The 20,100-nt window shown below is 43.7% G+C and carries 19 protein-coding genes and 11 tRNA genes; 24 read left to right on the plus strand and 6 right to left on the minus strand.

Features of this window, described 5'->3' with window-relative positions; genetic code table 11:
* Nucleotides 1–5 precede the first annotated feature (5 nt).
* The 13 genes from CHX35_RS13295 to CHX35_RS13355 all read left to right on the plus strand — a co-directional run bounded on the left by CHX35_RS13295 (nt 6) and on the right by CHX35_RS13355 (nt 5,293).
* A complete protein-coding gene (locus tag CHX35_RS13295; protein ID WP_091838162.1) occupies nt 6–1,847 on the plus strand; it encodes a molybdenum cofactor synthesis domain-containing protein in 1,842 nt (613 codons plus the stop codon).
* Nucleotides 1,848–1,864: 17 nt separating this feature from the next.
* Nucleotides 1,865–2,881 (plus strand): GTP 3',8-cyclase MoaA, encoded by a 1,017-nt coding sequence (gene moaA / locus CHX35_RS13300; protein WP_091838163.1) that lies wholly within the window; start codon nt 1,865–1,867, stop codon nt 2,879–2,881.
* A 14-nt stretch (nt 2,882–2,895) separates the two neighbouring features.
* Nucleotides 2,896–3,381: a cyclic pyranopterin monophosphate synthase MoaC gene (gene moaC, locus CHX35_RS13305; RefSeq protein ID WP_091838165.1), complete on the plus strand. Its 486-nt coding sequence runs from the start codon at nt 2,896–2,898 to the stop codon at nt 3,379–3,381.
* On the plus strand, nt 3,378–3,869 hold the full coding sequence (locus CHX35_RS13310) for a MogA/MoaB family molybdenum cofactor biosynthesis protein (protein WP_091838166.1): 492 nt from the start codon (nt 3,378–3,380) through the stop codon (nt 3,867–3,869). Before moaC ends, CHX35_RS13310 begins: the two co-directional genes overlap by 4 nt.
* 317 nt (nt 3,870–4,186) lie before the next feature.
* A tRNA-Asn gene (locus CHX35_RS13315) sits at nt 4,187–4,261 on the plus strand.
* A 7-nt stretch (nt 4,262–4,268) separates the two neighbouring features.
* Nucleotides 4,269–4,360: transfer RNA gene (locus tag CHX35_RS13320), tRNA-Ser, on the plus strand.
* Nucleotides 4,361–4,397: 37 nt separating this feature from the next.
* Nucleotides 4,398–4,473, plus strand: a tRNA-Glu gene (locus tag CHX35_RS13325).
* A 4-nt stretch (nt 4,474–4,477) separates the two neighbouring features.
* Nucleotides 4,478–4,553, plus strand: a tRNA-Val gene (locus CHX35_RS13330).
* A gap of 6 nt (nt 4,554–4,559) precedes the next feature.
* Nucleotides 4,560–4,636 (plus strand) — tRNA-Asp (locus tag CHX35_RS13335).
* 13 nt (nt 4,637–4,649) lie between these two features.
* Nucleotides 4,650–4,725, plus strand: a tRNA-His gene (locus tag CHX35_RS13340).
* Between the two features lie 71 nt (nt 4,726–4,796).
* A tRNA-Lys gene (locus CHX35_RS13345) sits at nt 4,797–4,872 on the plus strand.
* Between the two features lie 256 nt (nt 4,873–5,128).
* Nucleotides 5,129–5,205 (plus strand) — tRNA-Asp (locus tag CHX35_RS13350).
* A gap of 12 nt (nt 5,206–5,217) precedes the next feature.
* Nucleotides 5,218–5,293, plus strand: a tRNA-His gene (locus CHX35_RS13355).
* Between the two features lie 282 nt (nt 5,294–5,575).
* Here CHX35_RS13355 and CHX35_RS13360 read toward each other — a convergent pair.
* Genes CHX35_RS13360 through CHX35_RS13370 form a run of 3 tightly spaced genes read right to left on the minus strand, consistent with a single transcriptional unit; the run spans nt 5,576 to nt 9,305 of the window.
* On the minus strand, nt 5,576–6,688 hold the full coding sequence (locus CHX35_RS13360; protein WP_091838168.1) for a Ger(x)C family spore germination protein: 1,113 nt from the start codon (nt 6,686–6,688) through the stop codon (nt 5,576–5,578).
* Nucleotides 6,685–7,788, minus strand: coding sequence for a GerAB/ArcD/ProY family transporter (locus CHX35_RS13365; protein WP_091838170.1), 1,104 nt, complete (start codon nt 7,786–7,788; stop codon nt 6,685–6,687). Before CHX35_RS13365 ends, CHX35_RS13360 begins: the two co-directional genes overlap by 4 nt.
* Entirely contained in the window at nt 7,788–9,305 is a 1,518-nt protein-coding gene (locus CHX35_RS13370; RefSeq protein WP_425435361.1) for a spore germination protein, read from the minus strand. Before CHX35_RS13370 ends, CHX35_RS13365 begins: the two co-directional genes overlap by 1 nt.
* A gap of 362 nt (nt 9,306–9,667) precedes the next feature.
* Here CHX35_RS13370 and CHX35_RS13375 point away from each other — a divergent pair.
* From CHX35_RS13375 to CHX35_RS13390, 4 genes are all read left to right on the plus strand, one after another.
* Nucleotides 9,668–9,751: transfer RNA gene (locus CHX35_RS13375), tRNA-Leu, on the plus strand.
* 28 nt (nt 9,752–9,779) lie between these two features.
* Nucleotides 9,780–9,865: transfer RNA gene (locus CHX35_RS13380), tRNA-Leu, on the plus strand.
* A 94-nt stretch (nt 9,866–9,959) separates the two neighbouring features.
* Nucleotides 9,960–10,520 (plus strand): hypothetical protein, encoded by a 561-nt coding sequence (locus tag CHX35_RS13385; protein ID WP_091838174.1) that lies wholly within the window; start codon nt 9,960–9,962, stop codon nt 10,518–10,520.
* Nucleotides 10,521–10,767: 247 nt separating this feature from the next.
* Nucleotides 10,768–11,856: a glycosyltransferase gene (locus tag CHX35_RS13390; protein ID WP_245838828.1), complete on the plus strand. Its 1,089-nt coding sequence runs from the start codon at nt 10,768–10,770 to the stop codon at nt 11,854–11,856.
* Nucleotides 11,857–12,533: 677 nt separating this feature from the next.
* On the opposite strand, the gene CHX35_RS13395 is transcribed toward CHX35_RS13390, so the two are convergent.
* Entirely contained in the window at nt 12,534–13,394 is an 861-nt protein-coding gene (locus CHX35_RS13395; RefSeq protein WP_176392081.1) for a LysR family transcriptional regulator, read from the minus strand.
* Nucleotides 13,395–13,544: 150 nt separating this feature from the next.
* Between CHX35_RS13395 and CHX35_RS13400 the strand changes: the two genes are divergently transcribed.
* The 7 genes from CHX35_RS13400 to CHX35_RS13430 all read left to right on the plus strand — a co-directional run bounded on the left by CHX35_RS13400 (nt 13,545) and on the right by CHX35_RS13430 (nt 17,987).
* Nucleotides 13,545–14,732: an MFS transporter gene (locus CHX35_RS13400; RefSeq protein ID WP_245838821.1), complete on the plus strand. Its 1,188-nt coding sequence runs from the start codon at nt 13,545–13,547 to the stop codon at nt 14,730–14,732.
* Between the two features lie 45 nt (nt 14,733–14,777).
* Nucleotides 14,778–15,086 (plus strand): hypothetical protein, encoded by a 309-nt coding sequence (locus CHX35_RS13405; protein ID WP_091838180.1) that lies wholly within the window; start codon nt 14,778–14,780, stop codon nt 15,084–15,086.
* 34 nt (nt 15,087–15,120) lie between these two features.
* Nucleotides 15,121–15,420: a TauD/TfdA family dioxygenase gene (locus CHX35_RS13410; protein ID WP_091838182.1), complete on the plus strand. Its 300-nt coding sequence runs from the start codon at nt 15,121–15,123 to the stop codon at nt 15,418–15,420.
* Nucleotides 15,421–15,838: 418 nt separating this feature from the next.
* Complete coding sequence (locus tag CHX35_RS13415; protein WP_091838184.1) at nt 15,839–16,453, plus strand: TetR/AcrR family transcriptional regulator; 615 nt, start codon at nt 15,839–15,841, stop codon at nt 16,451–16,453.
* On the plus strand, nt 16,446–16,994 hold the full coding sequence (locus CHX35_RS13420; RefSeq protein WP_091838186.1) for a hypothetical protein: 549 nt from the start codon (nt 16,446–16,448) through the stop codon (nt 16,992–16,994). The genes CHX35_RS13415 and CHX35_RS13420 overlap by 8 nt, the downstream gene beginning before the upstream one ends.
* A 323-nt stretch (nt 16,995–17,317) precedes the next feature.
* The gene (locus tag CHX35_RS13425) at nt 17,318–17,572 is read left to right on the plus strand and encodes an AbrB/MazE/SpoVT family DNA-binding domain-containing protein (RefSeq protein WP_091838187.1); all 255 of its coding nucleotides are present in this window, start codon (nt 17,318–17,320) and stop codon (nt 17,570–17,572) included.
* 10 nt (nt 17,573–17,582) lie between these two features.
* Nucleotides 17,583–17,987: a type II toxin-antitoxin system death-on-curing family toxin gene (locus CHX35_RS13430; protein ID WP_091838189.1), complete on the plus strand. Its 405-nt coding sequence runs from the start codon at nt 17,583–17,585 to the stop codon at nt 17,985–17,987.
* 138 nt (nt 17,988–18,125) lie between these two features.
* On the opposite strand, the gene CHX35_RS13435 is transcribed toward CHX35_RS13430, so the two are convergent.
* Nucleotides 18,126–19,649, minus strand: a complete 1,524-nt coding sequence (locus tag CHX35_RS13435) for an FG-GAP-like repeat-containing protein (protein WP_091838190.1) — start codon at nt 19,647–19,649, stop codon at nt 18,126–18,128.
* A 278-nt stretch (nt 19,650–19,927) separates the two neighbouring features.
* Nucleotides 19,928–20,086 (minus strand): excalibur calcium-binding domain-containing protein, encoded by a 159-nt coding sequence (locus tag CHX35_RS17905; protein WP_176392085.1) that lies wholly within the window; start codon nt 20,084–20,086, stop codon nt 19,928–19,930.
* Between the last annotated feature and the right edge of the window lie 14 nt (nt 20,087–20,100).

The raw sequence follows: 20,100 nt of genomic DNA on the forward strand, positions 1-20,100 counted from the left end.
GTTGCATGTTTCAAGAATTTGATCAACGAGTGCCTATTTCGATCTCAGAGGCAAGAGAACGATTATGCTCGGTGATCTCTTTCACGATCCCCAAGGAGCGCATCCCTGTATCCAGATCGCTTCATCGGATAACGGCAGAGGGGGTATTTGCACAGCAGGCGACACCTTCTTACCCGGCTTCTGCTATGGATGGTATTGCTGTCACGTCGGAGAGGACTACCCATGCGACAAAGGCCACGCCGCTTGTGCTAAAGGATGAGGAGTTTCAATGGGTGAATACTGGAGATCCCCTTCCCGCAGGGAGGGATTCTGTCATTATGGTAGAACAACTTCGCCCCTTTGAGGACGGAAGAATTGCGATTGATGCGCCGGCCCCTCCATGGAAACATGTGCGTCAGTTAGGGGAAGACATTGCAGTGAGTGAATTGATCCTGCCCAGTCATCATTACATTCGCCCAGTCGATATGGGAGTCTTATTGGCGGGTGGGATCGATACCGTCTCCGTGTTGGCTAAGCCACGGGTTGCGATTATTCCAACGGGTTCAGAAATGATACCACCCGGGGTGAGTACACAACCTGGACAATTGACGGAGTTTAATAGTGAGATGATTCGTGCTTTCCTCGAGGAATGGGGCGCTGAGGGTGAGATTTTAGCGATCGTTCCAGATGACCCTCGAGTACTGAAACGCGTGATTGCGGAATCGTTGCATTCCTTTGATATCCTGCTTATTGTAGGAGGATCCTCCGCCGGAAAGCGGGATTACACCGTGGACGTTTTGTCAGAGATGGGAGAAATCTTGGCTCATCCCGTGGCGGCCCGTCCTGGGAAACCAACGGTGTTGTCCCAAGTAGAAGGAAAGCCGGTTATTGGATTGCCAGGGTATCCGGTGTCCGCCTGCCTTGCCCTAGAATGGTTTGTGCCTCCGTTGCTCCATACATGGTATGGAGCCGTTGAAAAAATGAGGGGTGATCCGACTCTCACGGTTCGCATGGATGAAAAAGTGGTTGGAAAAGTGGTAGGGGAGGATTTTGTTCGTCTAGGGGTGATGGTGCACGCTGGGGAGTTTATGGCTTTTTCACTCGGACGGGGAGCGGGTGTTACGCAATCCCTCTCGATGGCAGATGCCCTACTCTGCTTGCCAAATGGTTGTTATGAAGTAGAGAAAGGGGTTGAGGTGGAGGTCAAGCTTTTACGCTCACGAAAAGCGATTGAACAAACGATCTGGATCAGTGGTGAGGATGATCCCCTACTGGATCAATGGGTGGCTTTCTTTTCAGAGAGGAATCCAGGATGGTCGTTACGAAAAAGGCTTCAGCGAGAACAAAGTCGAAGTGTTTTATGTCATGCACGCATATGGCGAGGGACATCCTCTGATCCGCAAACGAAAATAACTGAGAGAATCGTCCCTCTAGCAGAACAAGAGTGGGGATGGCTGATTAAGGAGAGTGAGGTCGTCCCAGGGTGTAAGGGTGAGGCTGGCCTCGATTTTTCCAAGAGAAAGCTACTGATTCCTCCCAATGGGAGCTATTTGGAGAAGTGTTTGCGGGAACGAGAAGGATCGATTCATCCTATCGGATGGACCTCCCCTTCTGTTTGGAAAGCTGCCGCATGTGTGGCTTCAGGAATCGCCCATGCGACAGTCGGAACACGGGAAACCGCGGAGAGAGTGGGTCTTCGATTTATTGCCGAGGGGACGTGCTTCATCGGGTTAGCCATTCATGAACAAGAGGCTAAGTCGGTGTGGGGCAACCTGTTGCTTGCCTCACTGCATTCTCCACACATGAAAGGAATCATCGATTCCCTTGCGGGTACCCACTTCTATGACCCGAATGAGGTGTATCTTTAATCGGAGGGGGCGTCTTTTTGGATGAACCAAATCGAGGGATCGATTCTCTCTACCGACCCCTAAAAGATCTACGTATCTCGGTAACGGACCGATGCAATTTTCGCTGTGGGTATTGCATGCCCGCTGAAATATTCGGTGCGGATTATTCCTTTCTGTCCCAGAAAGCACTCCTCACGTTCCCTGAGATTCATCGATTAGTGGGTCTGTTTGTGAAATTAGGAGTGGAGAAAGTGCGATTGACAGGAGGAGAACCCCTTCTGCGCGCAAACATCACCGAACTAATCCAAGGGATTAAAGGAATGGAGGGTGTGAAGGATATTGCTCTTACGACCAATGCCTCTCTTCTCAGCGAAAAGGCAGAACCGCTATATCAAGCGGGTCTTGATCGAGTGAATGTGAGCCTAGATGCTTTAAATGAAATGATTTTTCGGCAAATGAATGGTGAGCGTTCCAATGTGAAGCGTGTGTTAGCGGGGATTCAGCAAGCAGACAAAGTCGGCTTAAAAGTCAAAGTTAACATGGTGGTGCAAAAGGGAGTCAATGATACGGAAATTCTTCCGATGGCGCGCTATTTTCGTGAGCAGGGCCACATCCTTCGCTTTATTGAATATATGGACGTAGGAAACAGCAACGGTTGGAACCCTATGGAAGTGGTGACGAAAGAGGAAATTATAAGGATCATTGGAGAAGAGATGCCCCTCTATCCTCTTGATGCTACTTACTTCGGCGAAGTGGCGGCACGCTATCGTTACCAAGGGTCGGAAGGGGAAATCGGGGTGATCTCCTCGATCTCCGAGCCTTTTTGTGGGCATTGCACAAGGGCGAGACTCTCAGCGGAGGGGCGATTGTACACCTGCCTCTTTGCTACAGAGGGTGTCGATTTACGGAGTCCTCTTCGTCAAGGAGCAACGGATGATGAACTTTTACAAATGATGATTCACACTTGGGCAAAGCGTAGGGATCAATACTCAGAGGATCGAGGAAAAGGTTCCTTCACTCGTGACAAGATCGAAATGTCCTATATTGGTGGTTGAAGGGGAGAAGCGTGATGGTGAATTATCCACACATGAACGAACAAGGTCGAGCAAAAATGGTGGATGTAAGTGAAAAGGCGATGACTCGACGGACGGCAGAGGCAAAGGCGGTCCTACGCATGAAACCAGAAACGTTGGATGCGATTCGTAAAGGAACGGTAGGGAAGGGGGATGTCTTAGCAGTCGCTCAAGTGGCGGGAATTATGGCAGCAAAAAAAACATCCGAACTGATCCCGATGTGTCATCCAATCCCACTCCGAGGAGCAGATATTGCCTTTTCTTTTTTTGAGGAGGACCGCTTAGAGGTGGTTGCACGGGTGAAAACCGATAATGTGACCGGGGTAGAGATGGAGGCATTGACCGCAGCATCCATCGCCGCACTTACGGTTTACGATATGTGCAAAGCACATGATAAGGGGATCATGATAGAAGAGACCTGCCTCTTGAAGAAAACTGGTGGGAAAAGTGGGGACTATTTGCGAGAGGAGGTAAAGGGATGAAGCGGTGGAACGTCGGTGTGCTGACGGTGAGTGATAAGGGAGCACGCGGGGAACGAATCGACCGAAGTGGGGAGGAAATCCGGCGGATGATTCCCCAGATGGACGGAGAAGTTGTAGTGTCAGAAATCGTTCCTGATGATTGGCTTACCATTCGCCGACAATTGATTTACTTTGCCGATGAAATTAAGGTTGATTTGATTGTGACCACAGGTGGCACGGGTTTTGCGCCTAGAGATGTGACCCCAGAGGCTACGCGCTCCGTCCTGGAAAAGGAGGTTCCAGGGCTATCGGAGGCGATGAGAGGGTCCTCACTGCAAAAGACACGATATGCCCTTTTATCCCGCGCTGTTACCGGAATCAGAGGGACTACGCTCATTATTAATCTTCCCGGAAGCCCTAAGGCGGTACGAGAGTGTTTAGAAGCCATATGGGATGTTTTACCCCATGGATTGGAGGTGTTGACGGGGGAAGTTGGAGATCATGACTGAAGAACACGGCTCGGGATGATAAGGGGTGCTTGTTACCATGATCAAAGTAATTGAATGCATGGGGATTAGGGAATAGGCGTAATCGGATATCCATCAGTAATTCCTAAATCACATTACATTTTATGTAAAAGAAAGGTCGAAACATAGCAGTTTACTATCTTGTGAAAAAACTATTGACCAAGTAATCTGCGTATGCTACTCTATTAAAGCGCTTCAAGGAGTGAGATGTCCAGAAAAGTTAGGGTGAAAGTTTTTTAAAAAACTCTTGCTTTTCTAGTGGCTATCGGTTAAAATGAACCATGTCGCTTATAAAACGGTCCTCCGTAGCTCAATGGTAGAGCGCCCGGCTGTTAACCGGTAGGTTACAGGTTCGAGTCCTGTTGGAGGAGCCATTTTTATGGAGAGATACTCAAGAGGCCGAAGAGGACGGTTTGCTAAACCGTTAGGGGGCTTATAGCCCCGCGCGGGTTCGAATCCCGCTCTCTCCGCCATTATCATTCGGTAATGGACAAGCAAAACGATGATCAAGGCCCGTTGGTGAAGCGGTCAACACACCAGCCTTTCACGCTGGCATTCAGGGGTTCGAATCCCCTACGGGTCACCAAATTGGACGATTAGCTCAGTTGGGAGAGCATCTGCCTTACAAGCAGAGGGTCGGCGGTTCGAGCCCGTCATCGTCCACCATAATGGGGAGCTGTGGTGAAGTTGGAGTTCACGCCGGCCTGTCACGCCGGAGGTCGCGGGTTCGAGCCCCGTCAGCTCCGCCATTTTTTTTATATGGCGACCGTGGCGAAGTGGTTAACGCACCGGATTGTGGCTCCGGCATTCGTGGGTTCGATTCCCATCGGTCGCCCCACTCTGTTGTTCGGTAAGGTATGGATGTGGATGCATCTTGCATGGTTCGTTCCCTGCCTTTCCATCAAGTGAGAGCCATTAGCTCAGTTGGTAGAGCACCTGACTTTTAATCAGGGTGTCGCAGGTTCGAATCCTGCATGGCTCACCATTCAGAAAGAAGATTCCTTAAAGGGGATCTTTTTTTATTTGTGTGATGGGATGGAGTAGTCTGTATGAAGTCGAGGGTACTTATGTTCACAAAAGGGAAGTGAACAGTCGATTTAGAAGTCAGTCCAGTGATAAAAACGAAGGGAATTCCCGAAGAAGATGAAGAGGAAGTTTACTCCATATCATTAGATTATTTATCTTATAGGGGTAGACAAACATCTGTTAAGGTGATAAGATATAGGAGTTCGTTAAATTATGGAGCTGTGGTGAAGTTGGAGTTCACGCCGGCCTGTCACGCCGGAGGTCGCGGGTTCGAGCCCCGTCAGCTCCGCCATTTTTTTATATGGCGACCGTGGCGAAGTGGTTAACGCACCGGATTGTGGCTCCGGCATTCGTGGGTTCGATTCCCATCGGTCGCCCCATTAGATGAAAAAGAAGCATCATGATCGGATAACGGTCATGATGCTTCTTTTATTTTATAAGAATCATCGAATGAACATTGCAATATCAACGTGGGGTCATCTTGTGAACCCTATGGAAGGTGGTCGAGTAAAACCTTCACAGTGGCTAATGCCAGCGTATTGTCAAAGACTAGAAGGAAAATATTGTGGGCCGCATTTCATTGTCCTCTAGCTTTAGATCGGCTGCTCCACAAACACAAACCGTTATTATTCCTCCTAGACTTCGAATGCACAGTCTGGTTGTTAAAAAGTAATGCCAAAATCTCGAATGACAATATGGGGTTTTACTTTGATGGTTGCTTTCGATAGTTCCTTTCCCCAGTGCGTTTTTACTTTTTGCCAATGTGGATATTGAAATGCTTGGGCATAGACTCCAAGGCCCATCGGATCAAGCTGTTTGGCTTGGATTTTATGGATGATCTGGTTAAATTCTTGGTCTAATTGGCTGGTAAGGATTCTTTCTAATTGATCCTGTTTGCTTTTTATCTCGTATGGAAATAAACGTTCGGAGATGTCCGCATTAAGTGCCATATTCATTGTAAATTGGAAGCGATGATCTCGATAGTCGGATTGGATATCGTAGTTAATATGATTGACTGCGAGATTGATTTCGGCGTTTTTTTGGTGATCCTGTGGTATCGAAAAGGATAGCGGCAATTGATTGGCGGTCTCTTTACGTAGGATTAAGAGAAGGGTACTTTCTAGAATATTGAGTGATGATGAGTATTTGGCCTCTTTGTTCAGTAAGGCTGTTCCATAAACCGTAATTTCACCATCCTCCATTTTTAATTCAGTAAGGTTGGGGGTAATTCGTTTATCGATCATTTGGTGAAAGAAATCCAACAAGCGAGTACATACCGTAATTCCTTGGTCAAAGGAAGTTTGAATGATATCATGGATCACCACGCCTAAGATTCCTTTATCCTTCATATCAGCATTCATGATTTCTTCGATACTGCCGTCTACCATGGCGACAAGGGCCTTCGTTTCGTTTTTGGGACTCCGATACAATACATCTAAATAGGGGAAAACATTTTTATGTTGAAGGAGCTTTTTACTAATAAGAATCACCTGCAACTTTCCCCCTACAAGGAAACCGGTAGACATACCGCCAATTTTATTTTTGGCCACTTCTAAAGAGTGTGCGGTGATTTTTCTCACCGTATATTTTTTTTGCGCATCTTTGCTAAATACAGGGGCAGAAGAGTAATAGATGAGCTGATCCGGATCATTGGGATCTACATCAAGCCCCAATACCAAGGGGATCTCAACATCCTCAAGGTAGATGATATCGTCACACCCAATCGTTGTGCATAGCAACACGAAGATGAGAAGTAGCTTCCCGGTTTTCATCATGGTGTGTGTCTCCTTTGCTGAACAAAATGATGGATTTTGATATAGATCAGGAGGAGAATAGGAAACACCAGTGGGATAAAAACGATATTTTTCTGCCAAATTCGCTCAACTTGTTGCAGGTGTCTAAATGAGAAGTTGACTGAAAAAAGAATGATTAACCAAAAAACCATGGCAATCCAGAGAAAAGGAATATGGCTTCGTTTTTGAGTAAACTGTGCCATCCCAAAAAGGCTAATATATAGGTAAGAGATTGCCGTTGATAACATGACCATCAGATAGATGGCGAGAAAGGGGATCTCCAGTCGTTCTATAAAAGGAAGCTGGATCTCTTTTAATAAATTAAGGGTTGGAAATACAAAGAGCTGTATTTCCTCTTGGCTATACTTTAGGAAACACAGAACAATTAGCATAAAGGAGATATTGAATGTTAACGCATGGGCAATCAGAACCCCTTTGATTGCTTGTTTCTTATTTTTTAAGAATGGATATAAAAATAGGGCAATCTCAAACCCAAAGCAGGATGGAAGAAACACCAATGCCCCCTTAATAATGGGCGTGATACCGTCGGCACCAATCGGTAAAAAGTTTAATATCTGACTCCCGCCCCCGGAATATAAGAGAGTAAATTCCATCCAGATGGTTGATAAAAAAACAAATTGAAAAAAACTGCTGATGTTACGAACGCCTTCTTTTGCCGTGAGATAGATGGGGACAAGAAATAACGCACCGATCAATATCGAAGAGGATTTTGGTAATAGCCACATCTGGGTGATAAAAATGGTGGCTAAAAAAGCGGTGGTTGAAGCGGCAAGTGTCCAGGCAATCCAGATGAAAATAAAGAAACGACCTAACCATTTTCCAAAATAAAGGGGGAGGATATCATACAAAGTCATCTCTGGGTGCTTCTCCATGATTTTTATAATGAGGATGCTGACAGTTAACGAAATGGCGATCCCGAGAATAACGGAAATCCAACCGTCTCGATTGGCGTTTTCAGATACTAAGCGGGGGAGAGTTAGCACCCCAACACCGATTTGGGTCTTATAGATGAAAATGACAAACTGTGAGAGAGTCAGTTGATTGGTAGTGTACTTCGACATTAACGATCCCTACCTTTTCGAGAGGTTCTCTGCCTCATTGTTTGGACTGAATTCGTCGAAGTGGGGCGTTGGTCCATTTTCCATAGAGGAAATCGAACCCACGTATCTTTCCAATCGATAAATTTAATGGGGGAAAAGGGGCTTCCATAGGGTTCTCCTAAGGATTCCATGTTGATGATATTGGCAAACACAATCATAAGCCCAACCGCAATGCCCACAAGGCCATAGATTGTGGCAATGAGCATCATTGGAAAGCGGATCAAGCGAGCCCCCAAGGACACGTCAAGGTTAGGGATAATGAATGAAGAAATCGCAGTAATCGCGACGACAATCACCATGATATTACTGACGACCCCTGCTTGTACGGCTGCCTGACCAATGACAATTCCGCCTACCACACCGATGGTTTGACCAATTGGAGCAGGCAGACGAACCCCTGCCTCGCGAATCATCTCGAGTGAAATTTCCATAACAATTGCTTCAATAATAGGAGGGAAGGGAACCTTCTCCCGTGAGACCCCAATGGATATTAATAGATCTAAGGGAAGAATTTCATAATGAAAGGTAATCGCAGCAATGTAAAAAGAGGGGAGTGTTATCGTGATAAAAAAAGCGAAGAAACGAAGTAAACGTGCAAAAGAAGCGATAACCCACCTTGTGCTATAATCATCGACACTCTGGAAAAAAGAGGTTAGGGTCATTGGGCCAACGATAGCGTAGGGTGAAAGATCCACGATAATAGCAAAGCGGCCTTGAAGCAGGTTCGCTACAAGGGCGTCTGGGCGCTCGGTTTGTAAAAGCTGTGGAAACAAGGAGTTAGGATGATCTTCAATATACTCAACCAGTTGACCCGCATTGATAATCGCATCCGTTTTCACTTGTTGGATGCGATCCTCCATTTCAGCAACAATTTCTGGATTGACCACATCTTTTAAAAAGAGCATAAATACCTTTGTTTTTCCTCGTAAACCAACCTCATAGGATTTAACTGTCAATTCTCGATGGGGAAGATAACGTCGAACAATCGCGATATTTTGTCCGGCAGTTTCTACGAATCCTTGGTGAGCTCCTTTTAAGGTGGATTCTGTCTGAGGCTCTTTTATCGCCCGTTGGGGCCATCCCTGGGTATCGAAAATCGTAGCAAAGGTTTTTCCCTCGACAAATAGAACACTTTTACCTGCATACAGGGATTTTTCCACCTCTTCTATCTGAAGCGCATTCTCTGTTTTGAAAATGGGAATGTGCATCTCATCGATGGATTCTACGGCGTACATGAGGGGTTTCAATATATGTTCGTTGATCGCCACTTTATCCACAATGTGTTCGAGATAGACCAATAAGGCTTTGTCGCCGGATTTCGTAGTGATCTCCTTAAACTGAAAATCGGGTGCATAGTAAAACAATTGTTTTAGCTGATCGAGGTTCTTCGCAAGTTCGTTATGTATAATGTGTTCTTCATGGGGAGTGGAGTGTTTCACTTGCTCCTTCTTTTTCAACCACCGGCTAAACATTCGCAATCCGATTCACCTAATTCTCGATAAAATTAATGAGTGTCTTTTGTAGCATGCGTCTTTCATCTTTTGCTTATTCCGATGGACAGGGGTCGATTTGCTGACGGTTTGTTGATTTGTGAGGTGTGTGAGCGAGTAAATGAGGCATTGCGTTGAAACGGATGGATCGTGTGATTTGATTCAGACGGGGGTGGAGGAGGGGTTTCATATAAACATGGGTGCTTCACAGTTGATATAACCCTTCGATTAAACAAACTTTTTTCATAAACCCGTTGACATTAGTGCTGAAAACATGTAATATACATCTTGTGGCTTTGAGGCACACTTTACAAAATGAATAGTCGAATCACCGGAATTACTGGTACTGCGCGGATGTGGCGGAATTGGCAGACGCACTAGATTTAGGATCTAGCGCCTTTGGCGTGGGGGTTCGAGTCCCTTCATCCGCACCAGTTTTATTTTTTTTAAATGATTCGATTTGCGGTCGTGGTGGAATTGGCAGACACGCTATCTTGAGGGGGTAGTGGCCTATGGCTGTGCGAGTTCGAGTCTCGCCGACCGCACCAATATGGAAGTTGTAAAACCACTTCTCGGTTTGTACTGAGAGGTGGTTTTTTTAATGGAATGATCTAGCGTGCATGATTGAAGAGGAGCAACTTTATGAAACAGTATCTGCTTTTTATACTGCTTATTGCATTAATAAGTGCGGGTTATTATACGAGTAGCGGAAACAAAGAGTCTAGTCAAGCAAGACAAAAGAATAGCGATCATAAAAATGAAGAAACAAGAAAAAACAAAAAAGTCCCAAGCCTAGCGGATCAGTTTGTGGTTCCTAATTTCCAAGTCAATTCTTTTAAACCTTCGTATAATAAAGAGAGCAATGAGTTAAGTATTCAAATGACATACCAGGTGAATGAAAAACTATACAAAGTATTATCTCATCCAGACCAACAATACTACTTATCGATAGAGTTGCCTAATAATATATCGAAGATTACGGGTATTAAAAATACTGATCAAATTCAAGGACCAATGCTCGCTGACCATCGGATGTCTTCCACGATTGTATTTAAAAATAAATTGCCCCATACGTTGACAAATAAACAGGCTACCTACATAAGGGAGAAAAAGTTGGATTACAACTTAAATGTGTTTGATAAAGACAGAGATCTTGTTTTGAGATATATGGATATATACTTAGGTACCACAGTTCCGCAATAAATAAATGGATGACGAGTTTTGTTACGTTGTCCAAGTGACGACGGGTTGTTGGTATGCCGTAGATAAAATTACTAAAGAAGCAGACGAGCGAGGAATAATTACTTAGAGGAGTGAAGGGTGGAGTTTCACAATGTCGAATGGCCGTCAATCCTTTGGCGGTTTTTGATGTTCAAGGGATAGAGATAAGCGGGGGCAACTACAATTTGAAAGAGGGGAGTTTGTGTGGGGGTGAACGGGATTGAGTAAGGTGAGCCTTTGTATGATTGTCCGTGATGAAGAAGCGGTATTGGAAAGGTGCTTGGAATCGGTAAAGGGTTTTCCAGATGAAATCATCATTGTGGATACAGGTTCGAAGGATCGTACAAAAGAGATTGCAAGGAGATGGACGGACCAAGTCTATGATTTCACGTGGATCGATGATTTTTCCGCGGCACGTAACTTTTCCTTTTCAAAGGCGACAATGGATTTTATATGTTGGCTTGATGCGGATGACGTAGTCAGTGAGGCGAATCGACTCCAGCTCATCGATTTTAAAGCCCGTTTACAGCCGGAGGTAGACGGGGTGGTCATGGATTATCACACTGCCTTTGATCAATATGGAAATGTTACGATTAGTGTGCGGAGAGTACGTATCGTGAACCGTCATTCTCATTATCGGTGGATGGGTGTTGTGCATGAGAACTTATGGATGATCAAAGGGAAAGCCAACCCGCATGTTATTGAAAGTGATATCGTGATTGAGCATCGATCATCTCGAAAAGAGCCAACCAAAAGAAATCTCGATATTTATGAAAAACATCTAGCAAAGGGAAACAAACTCACCTCCCAAGACCTTTTCCATTATGCGATGGAACTAAAGGTGGATCAACAGTATGAAAAGGCGATCGATTACTACCATCAATTTTTGGAGAGGGAAGGCTCCATTAGTGATCAGTTGCTCGCATTTAACCATTTATCAGTTTGTTACCATATGCTTGGTGATACGGATAAGGAATTGGAACTTACCTTGCGGTCGTTTACTGTGGATACTCCACGTCCGGAGTTTTGTTGTCGGTTAGCCGAGTTTTTTCTGAAAAAGAAACAAGTTACCCAGGCGATTTTTTGGTATGAACTGGCAATGAAGGCACCAGTGAGTCCACACTGCACGTTCTCCTATAGTGACTCCTTCCGGACATGGCTACCGCATAAGCAACTCGCCATTTGTCATCGGGTGTTAGGGAATAAGGAACAGGCATTCGATCATTGTAACAAGGCGCTTTCCTACCGCCCGGATGATGTGGATATGATTCAGCTAGATCAATGGTTAAAAAATCAGGAGATAAAAACCTTGCGTTGATCCATCATCAGACATAAGGGTTTTCTATGTAATGCCACCAACAGGGTGGCATTTTTTATGGGTATTCTGTACCGCTGGGAAATACTCTGATGTGGGATAGACTGATAGTTAGCGGGATATTTTTTTCATTAAAGTGGGGTGGAGTATTGTCCATTTACTCTAGGCGGGTTCGGGTTGTGCGGTGACAGATTCAATGTTTCTTAAGGGAATTCCGAGTAGTCTTCCAAAGCATGGAGGGGGACAAGATCCTAGATCAAGTAAAAAGAGACGTCGATTAAAAACGCCTAGGAATAACCCGGTCGTTATGACGCGTCTTCCACGGATTCTGTATATAACCCGAATTCGCGCAGGGGCAGGTAGGGCCTGTAAATCCTTGAGCAAAGTCTACACCTCCTTCTATTAACATATGATCCAGGGTCATTCATGGTGATAGTTTCGAGATGGTTGTTCAGTGGAATACCCTTTTACTCTGATAAGGAGAAGATTGCAGCCTTTACCTACGCGTATAAGAGACTGGCTCATCCATTGCAATAACGTGATTGTCACCAGATCAAGCGATTGATCTAAAAGATTAATGATGAATTAGAACCTCTATGATTAAGAAAGGCAGGGTTACCATTAAACAATGGTAACCCTGCCTTTTTCTAAACAACTCAAACCGAATGATAACCCTTCCTTTATACTCCGTATTTTTCTTCTGCCATCTTAGTAAAATTACTCAAAGCTAGACTTAATTGATTGTCCTTTCGCTGTATTAAATTAATTAGTACACGATTGTATTTAGAGGGTATCGGGTGAGATTTTATTTGCCAATGACTATACTTTTGAGCTATTGATTGAGACACTATGGCAATTCCTAATCCTGCTTGTACGCAACCAATAATACCTTCTATCGTATCAAATTCAATTTTCTTAAAAGAATGAATATTTTCATCTTTTAACCAATTTTCCAATAGAAATCGATGATAACAACCTTTATTAAATACCAATATTGTCTGGTTTTCGAGATCCTTGGCGTTTCGTATCGAGTGATAATCAGAAGATGAAATCAGCACTAGTTCCTCTTCTTTATATGGATAGGATACGATATCTAATTGATTCGTAGAGCCAACAATAAATGCACTATCTATTTCATAATTTAGAATCTTTTTAATCAAGTTTTCTGAAGATGATGTTATCAATGATATATCAACTTCTGGATAACTATGATGGTATTTTAATATAAGTTTTGGCAGGTAAATCGAGGATATAGAATCAGTAGAACCTATTTTCATCAATTCTTTAGGCTGAATAAACTTTTTTTTAACATCGTTTATCAATTGTAAAATCTCGTCTGCATACTGAATGAGTATGCGTCCATTGGGGGTTAATATCATTCCTCTTCGATGTCTATAAAATAATTGGGCATTAACTGCCTTTTCCACATGGGCAATTCGATTGGTGATATGAGACTGAACGTAATTAAGTTCCTCTGCAGCTTTGGTTATGCTCTTATGCTGAGCAACCGTTTTAAATATTTCCAAGTCGATAAAGTTCATTATAACCAACCTCGGTATCTCTATTTGTGATTGCACCTTACCATTATTCATGATTTTACATACAAATGCAAATGTTTTACTATATTATATGAGAGGAGTTGATAAAAACTGGTAAATAAAATAAACAATAGGGATTTTCGTTGGGTAGTTTTGGGGCTTGCCACGGTAGTTCAAGCATTATCTACGTTTGTAACCTATGGAGTAGGTCCATTAGCATCAATTTGGCAACAAAAATTTATGTTGTCCCAAACGCAAGTAGGATTACTTATTTCTGTTGTAAACATGGGTCCCCTCATATCCATGTTATTTATTGGAAGTGCTCTGGATCGGTATGGGGAACGGTGGATCGTTGGCTTCGGTTCGCTTTTAATTGGACTAACTATAGGTTTAGCTCCCTTATTAAGTAGTTATGAGGCACTGCTTCTTCTATTGTTTTTCGTCGGTATTAACTATGGAACTGCTCAACCTGGTGGCAGTAAAGTGGTAGTAAAATGGTTTGACCCATCACAAAGGGGATTAGCAATGGGGATCCGTCAAGCAGCCATACCTATCGGAGGAGCTTTGGCAGGATGGATAATTCCATTAATTAGTACAGAATATGATTGGTCGATAGCTACACTGTGTCAAGCTATGTTCGCCATTGGAGGAGGACTGGTATTCCTTGCTGTATACAGAGATCCTGACATAGAAGGTGATAACAATGTTGAAAATTATAGTTTTATTGAAGAGATAACAAAATTATTAAACAAAAAGAACTTGTATCCAATTATTTTTTCAGGGATATCCCTTATTACTCTTCAAATGGTTTTAGTAGCTCATCTAATACCTTTTTTGAAAAGTAAAATGGAACATATCAACTTGATTTTAGCTAGTGAAATATGGTCCTTGTGCTTATTGTTTGGGATGTTAGGTCGAATTGCCTTATCTTGGTTAAGCGATAAAGTATGGAAAGGGAATCGTGTACAGCCACTTGTTTTAACCACATTTCTTGCAGTAGTAGGAGTTTTATTTTTGGTTATCCTTCCAAAGGACTCGCCTACCTGGCTTATCTTTATTACTTGCTCTTGGTTGGGTTTTTTCGGAATTGGATGGTATAGCTTATTCATTGTAGAAATAGCAGAAAGATCTAATGAGAACTCAGTCGGATTAACGGTAAGTTATGCACTTACACTGAATCAAATAGCAATCATCGTAGCACCGATCTTGTTCGGAATGTTTGTAGACTGGAAGCACTCTTTCTTATGGGCATGGATACTTATAGGAATACTCTTGTCTATTAGTGGTGCTTGGCTTTGGAGGATAAATAAATTGTCTTCTTATGAAAAAAGTAATAGTTAGGTTGGTATTTAATTTAAAAAAAATATTAAGGGAGAATGATGTATAATGATGAATGAAAATTATATTTTTAAACTCAACAATGATGAACGTGATAATTTACGAAAAGCATTGACGCAGGTACCGTATGATCCAAGTGGAAATAATCAATATATAACAGAAATTCGAATGGCTGCATATAAAGCATTTCCTCGTCATATTATCAGTCGGCTTAATGAACAAAAAACTTCTATAAAACCCCTTCCGTACTTAATTTTAGAAAATCTCCCACTAGATGAGAAAATTATTTCAGTACCTAATTCATCAGATGATGTAGATGGTTTTAAGTCTAGTTGCATGAGTAAACGGAAGTCTTGATCTACCAGAAATAGCTGTTGCTTTCTATCCAGATATGGTAAGACCTATAAATAGTAAAGCTGCGAATGCATTGAGACGTTTTCATGATGCGATTCGCCAAGTTTCCTTTGGAATCGATTTAGCACCAGGTCGTCTAGTTTATATAGATAATCGTTTTACGTTGCATTCTCGAGATGCCTTTACACCTAGCGTTGATGAGTCTGGAAGACCGCTACGGTGGGTTCAACGTGTCATTGTTGCTCCTAATCTGTGGAATCATCGAAATCTTAACCAGATAAAAGATCGTGTTTTCAAACCATTTGCAGATAAAGAACCTGCGACTCTATCTAACTGATTAATGGAATATGAGTTTGACACCATTCAATTGTGTAAAACTAAGACCGCGAACGGGGGTACCAAGGGTCTTCCAAGGATAATAGAATCGAATTGAGAAGGGGCAAATTGGAGAAGAAGACACCAAGGATTAATCCCCTGGTGTCTTCTTCTCCTGCATTTGAGCGATTGCTCCTTTTTGATTAATTCCTCAACTCGATCATGTAATCCGAGTGCGGCAATCAATGCGATATCGAATTTCAGCTTGTCCTTTCCATGAAGTTCTCCTAGTGGTCTCCCTAGATGGGGTAGAACCAGCAATGCTACGGTGTGATCCAAAGCAAATGTACGGGATGACAAGAACGCTGATATTATGCCATATTGAAAAAATCACATTTTTACAATATAATCATATTGTAAAAGAAGGGGGAGTAAAATGAATGCCTAAACAAGTGGATCAAAGACAAAGGAAGAACCAGATTGCTACGGCTACTTGGAGTTTAATATTAGACAAAGGTATCGATCAAGTATCTATACAGAAAATTGCTAATAAAGCAAATATATCCGTCGGGCTTGTTCAACATCATTTTTCATCTAAGGATCAATTGATTTATTATTCCATGAATTTAGTGTTGGATCGGATGGAAGAGCGAGCAAAGACTCGTACAAATGCATTTACAGGAACAAAGGAAGAAGCGCTTAGAAGATTAATGAAATTTATTATCCCTACTAATCATGAAGAACTCATAGAAGCAAAGGTTTGGCTTGCATTCCTGGGTAAATCCTTCAGTTCCCCAGAGATGATTCAACTGAGGCGGAAAATGGATCACTATACGAGGTATCTCATGGGGATGATTCTAGATCTTATGAAGGACCTAGGTTATGTCACACCAAGCTACAATAGAAATTTTGAATTGGAGATACTGTATGGATTTATTGATGGACTAGTAATCCATATTCTTCAGTCACCAGAATCATATTCAGAAGAAATGGTGGACCAACTTATTGATTATTATTTAGAAGGAAAAAGAGGGAGGGACCAACCACATGGATAAAATTTCGATTATTATTCTTGTAGTCGTTATCGTATTGATCATCAGGCAGCTCATCCCTAAGAGAGTAGATAGTTTCGACCTTTTCGGCATGCCGATCATCGCTATAATCAGAACGTATAGCGGTCTTCCAAATAGGTTGGATTTTATTATTACAATTGAATTAATTAGTTTACTTGCCTTAGGAGCAGCAGTTGGTTATTGGCAAGCTAAGAAGACGAATGTTTTTCATTATAATAATCAATTATGCAGTGTTGGAGGATCTACCTATATTATAGGGTGGATTATTATGTTTTTAGGGAGAATAATTATATTATTCCTATTCAATTATAGCGCTCTTACAACAGCGTTTCATAAGGGGCAAGAACCATTTACGAAGGAGATCATTCAAGTTATCTCCCACTCTGGGGACTGGTTGATATGGTCCACTATTCTTGCATCTTCAATAATGTATACGGTTACGTTGTATAAGGATCACCCGGATATTAAGAAATTTACCCATAATCGTTTTAAAGAGATAGGACAACGTATAACACGTTTATGATGGGTATTACGCGTTACTATCCCTGCAGAAAGGAGATTTACTGTAGGGATAGTAACGCTCTGAGTTTGACACAAGTCAGATGAGTAAAACAGAGACCCAAGGGGTTAACCCCCTGGGTCTCTGTTGAATTTCCAAACGAAAAAACCCCCGCGATCACGGGGGTGCTCTAGGAAACCAAAATGATAATTGTCCTATCTAGCACACCATGATGGGTTCAAGAGCGGCAACGATGGATGATCTTTCTACCCCCATTCCTTGATAAATTTAGTTATAACCGTTATAATATATATAACTTATGTAACACAAAGAAGGAGATGAGCATTATGGGTGCACGCATGTTCCGTAAAGTCGGACGTATGGGAAATAGTCCTGGTATTAGCTTACCTACAGAATACCTAGAAAAGATTAATGTTAAACGGGGGGATGAATGCGAAATCATCTTTGATGAACAACGCAACGAAATCCGCATTCGTCCCATTCAAGCTATTCCAGAAGGAATCAGTCCTGAATTTCTGAAGGCCCTCGATGACACGCACGAACAATTCGAAGAAGCAATCCGCAATTTGAGAGATAGGTAGGCCTAGGCGGATGAGATACCTAACAATTCAAGAAGTCGTCGCCACCCACTTTTTAACAATGAAACGCTTCGAAGATGAACTACAAGCAGGGCTAAAATTCCCTGAGCGTTTAGAAGAGGCCGTATATAGACCCAAGGCAGAAGCATTTGGGCAGGAAGTACACCCAATCCTTTTGCGAAAAGCGGCTGCACTTACTCAATCGCTGATTCAAGCTCATCCCTTTCACAACGGGAACAAAAGAACAGCGTTAGCCTCACTTGTAGTGTTTCTAAGACTTAACAATTACATCCTAACGATGACCAACCGAGATGCAGAGGACCTTATGGTCGCTGTAGCAACAGATGACCGCTACAAAGGAACTGAAGGAGTTATTTTGTTGGCCCAGGAAATTGAAAAGTGGACTGACCATCGTTGAAACAGGTCTTCACTGAGTTTGACACAATAGAGTTGTGTAAAACTCGTAAAAAAGCCACTATCCCTTGGTACGACTGGGATGAACGGCTTTTTTGATGGAATCAAAAGTGCAGCCTTTTCTTTTCGTCGAGATATGAATCTACTCTTCCTGAAAAGGGATCACGGTGACGGTAAAAGTGCCGCTACTTGTATTGCCATTACTGTCTGTGGCGGTACAGGTAACGGTGGTGCTGCCCACGGGGAAGAAAGAGCCCGAGGCCGGTGTGCAAGTGACCGTGATCGTTCCGGGGCAATTGTCGGTGGCAGTGGGGTCGGGATAGATTACGGTGGTGCCGATATTGTTGTCCGCAGTCACATCGATATCGCTTAGGCCGGAGAGAACCGGTGCCTCCGTATCGGTGACGGTCACGGTAAAGAGGCAGGATTCACTGTTGGTAGGATCCAGATTGCTGGTGGCCGTGCAGGTGACTTGTGTAGGGATGCCTACTTCAGCGGTTGCCGGGCTACACACCGTGGTTACATTGGCGCATTGCGTAGAGGTGGGCGGCGGAACCGTTGCTATGCAAGTCCCGGGATCGTTTTCCAACGTGAGATCCGGGCAGATCAAGGGATTCACGCAGCTATTGAGTAACACCGACACGTTGCTAGTAGTAGGGTCCACAAAATCTCCCTGATTGGCCACGGCCAGGTCGAGGCTCCCATCATTATTAAAGTCCCCTGTTGTTATGCCATTCGGATTAATACCCACAGCATAGGTGGTCGGGAGGCCAAACCCTCCTGTTCCATCTCCCAATAACACCGCCACCGTGCCACCCTGGTTGGCAGTGGCTAGATCAAGGTTCCCGTCGCAATTAAAGTCCCCCGTTGTTATGCCACTCGGGTTATTGTCGCCCACAGCATAGGTAACCTGAGTTTGAAAGGTTCCGTTACCATTTCCCAATAGCACTGACACCGTGCCATCACCAAGATTTGCTACGGCCAGGTCGAGATTCCCATCGTTATTAAAATCCCCCGTCGTGATGGATGCGGGGCTAATGACAAACGGAAAGGATGCGGGGACAAAGGTCCCGTCTCCATTTCCCAATAGCACCTGAACAACGGGAGCGGCCCCAATCAAGGCTAAATCGAGGTTGCCATCGTTATTAAAGTCCCCTGTCTTGATATCAGATGGGAAAGGAAGCACACCAAAGGAGGGCTGGGTTTGAAAGGTTCCGTCTCCATTTCCCAATAACACTGACACCGAGTCATCACCCTGATTGGTAACGGCCAGGTCGAGATTCCCATCGTTATTAAAGTCCCCTGTTGTAATACCAATCGGACTAGGGCCCACCGCAAAGGTGGCCTGGGGGCCAAAGCTTCCCGTTCCATCTCCTAATAACACCGACACCGTATTATCAATCTGATTGGTAACGGCCAGGTCGAGGCTCCCGTCATTATTAAAGTCCCCTGTCGTTATGCCAGACGGATCAGCGCCCACAGCATAGGTAACCTGGGTTTGAAAGGTTCCGTCTCCATTTCCCAATAACACTGATACTGTGGCATCACCCTCATTGGCCACGGCCAGGTCGAGGCCCCCGTCATTGATAAAGTCCCCTGTCGTGATGCCAATCGGATCAGCGCCCACAGCAAAGGTGGTCTGAGATAAAAAGGCAGGACAAACCATGTCACGTCTCCTTTCGTTTGCTAACGGTTGCTGAGTAGCAAAGCATTTGATGAGAATAGTCTATGTCTGCCCGTGGCATTGGGGGATAGATGATCTTCCACCGGGTGTATCCTTTTAGATACCTCAAACCTCTTTGCGACTCGTTTACTTGCCCAGGAGTTAACAATGGTACGGTTACCTTTTACTATGCTGGAGACTCGGTTATGACTCCAAGTGTTGTATATGAAATAAGAAAGGCAGCCACTTGATCAAGTGGCTGCCTTTCTTATGTAAAACGATCAACGAAGAGGTAGACTCTCACATGGCTTTCCATCCCGATCTGGGTCGAGACGATGGGGGTCACCAGGAAGCAGGTACTTCTTTGCCTCTTTCTGATTAGTGAAGTCAGAACAATCCTTGTCCTCATCCCTACGATCGTTTGGACTAGTTATCTGCATGGTTGATGTTACTT

Source organism: Marininema halotolerans, from assembly GCF_900116235.1.
GTDB classification, from domain to species: domain Bacteria; phylum Bacillota; class Bacilli; order Thermoactinomycetales; family DSM-45169; genus Marininema; species Marininema halotolerans.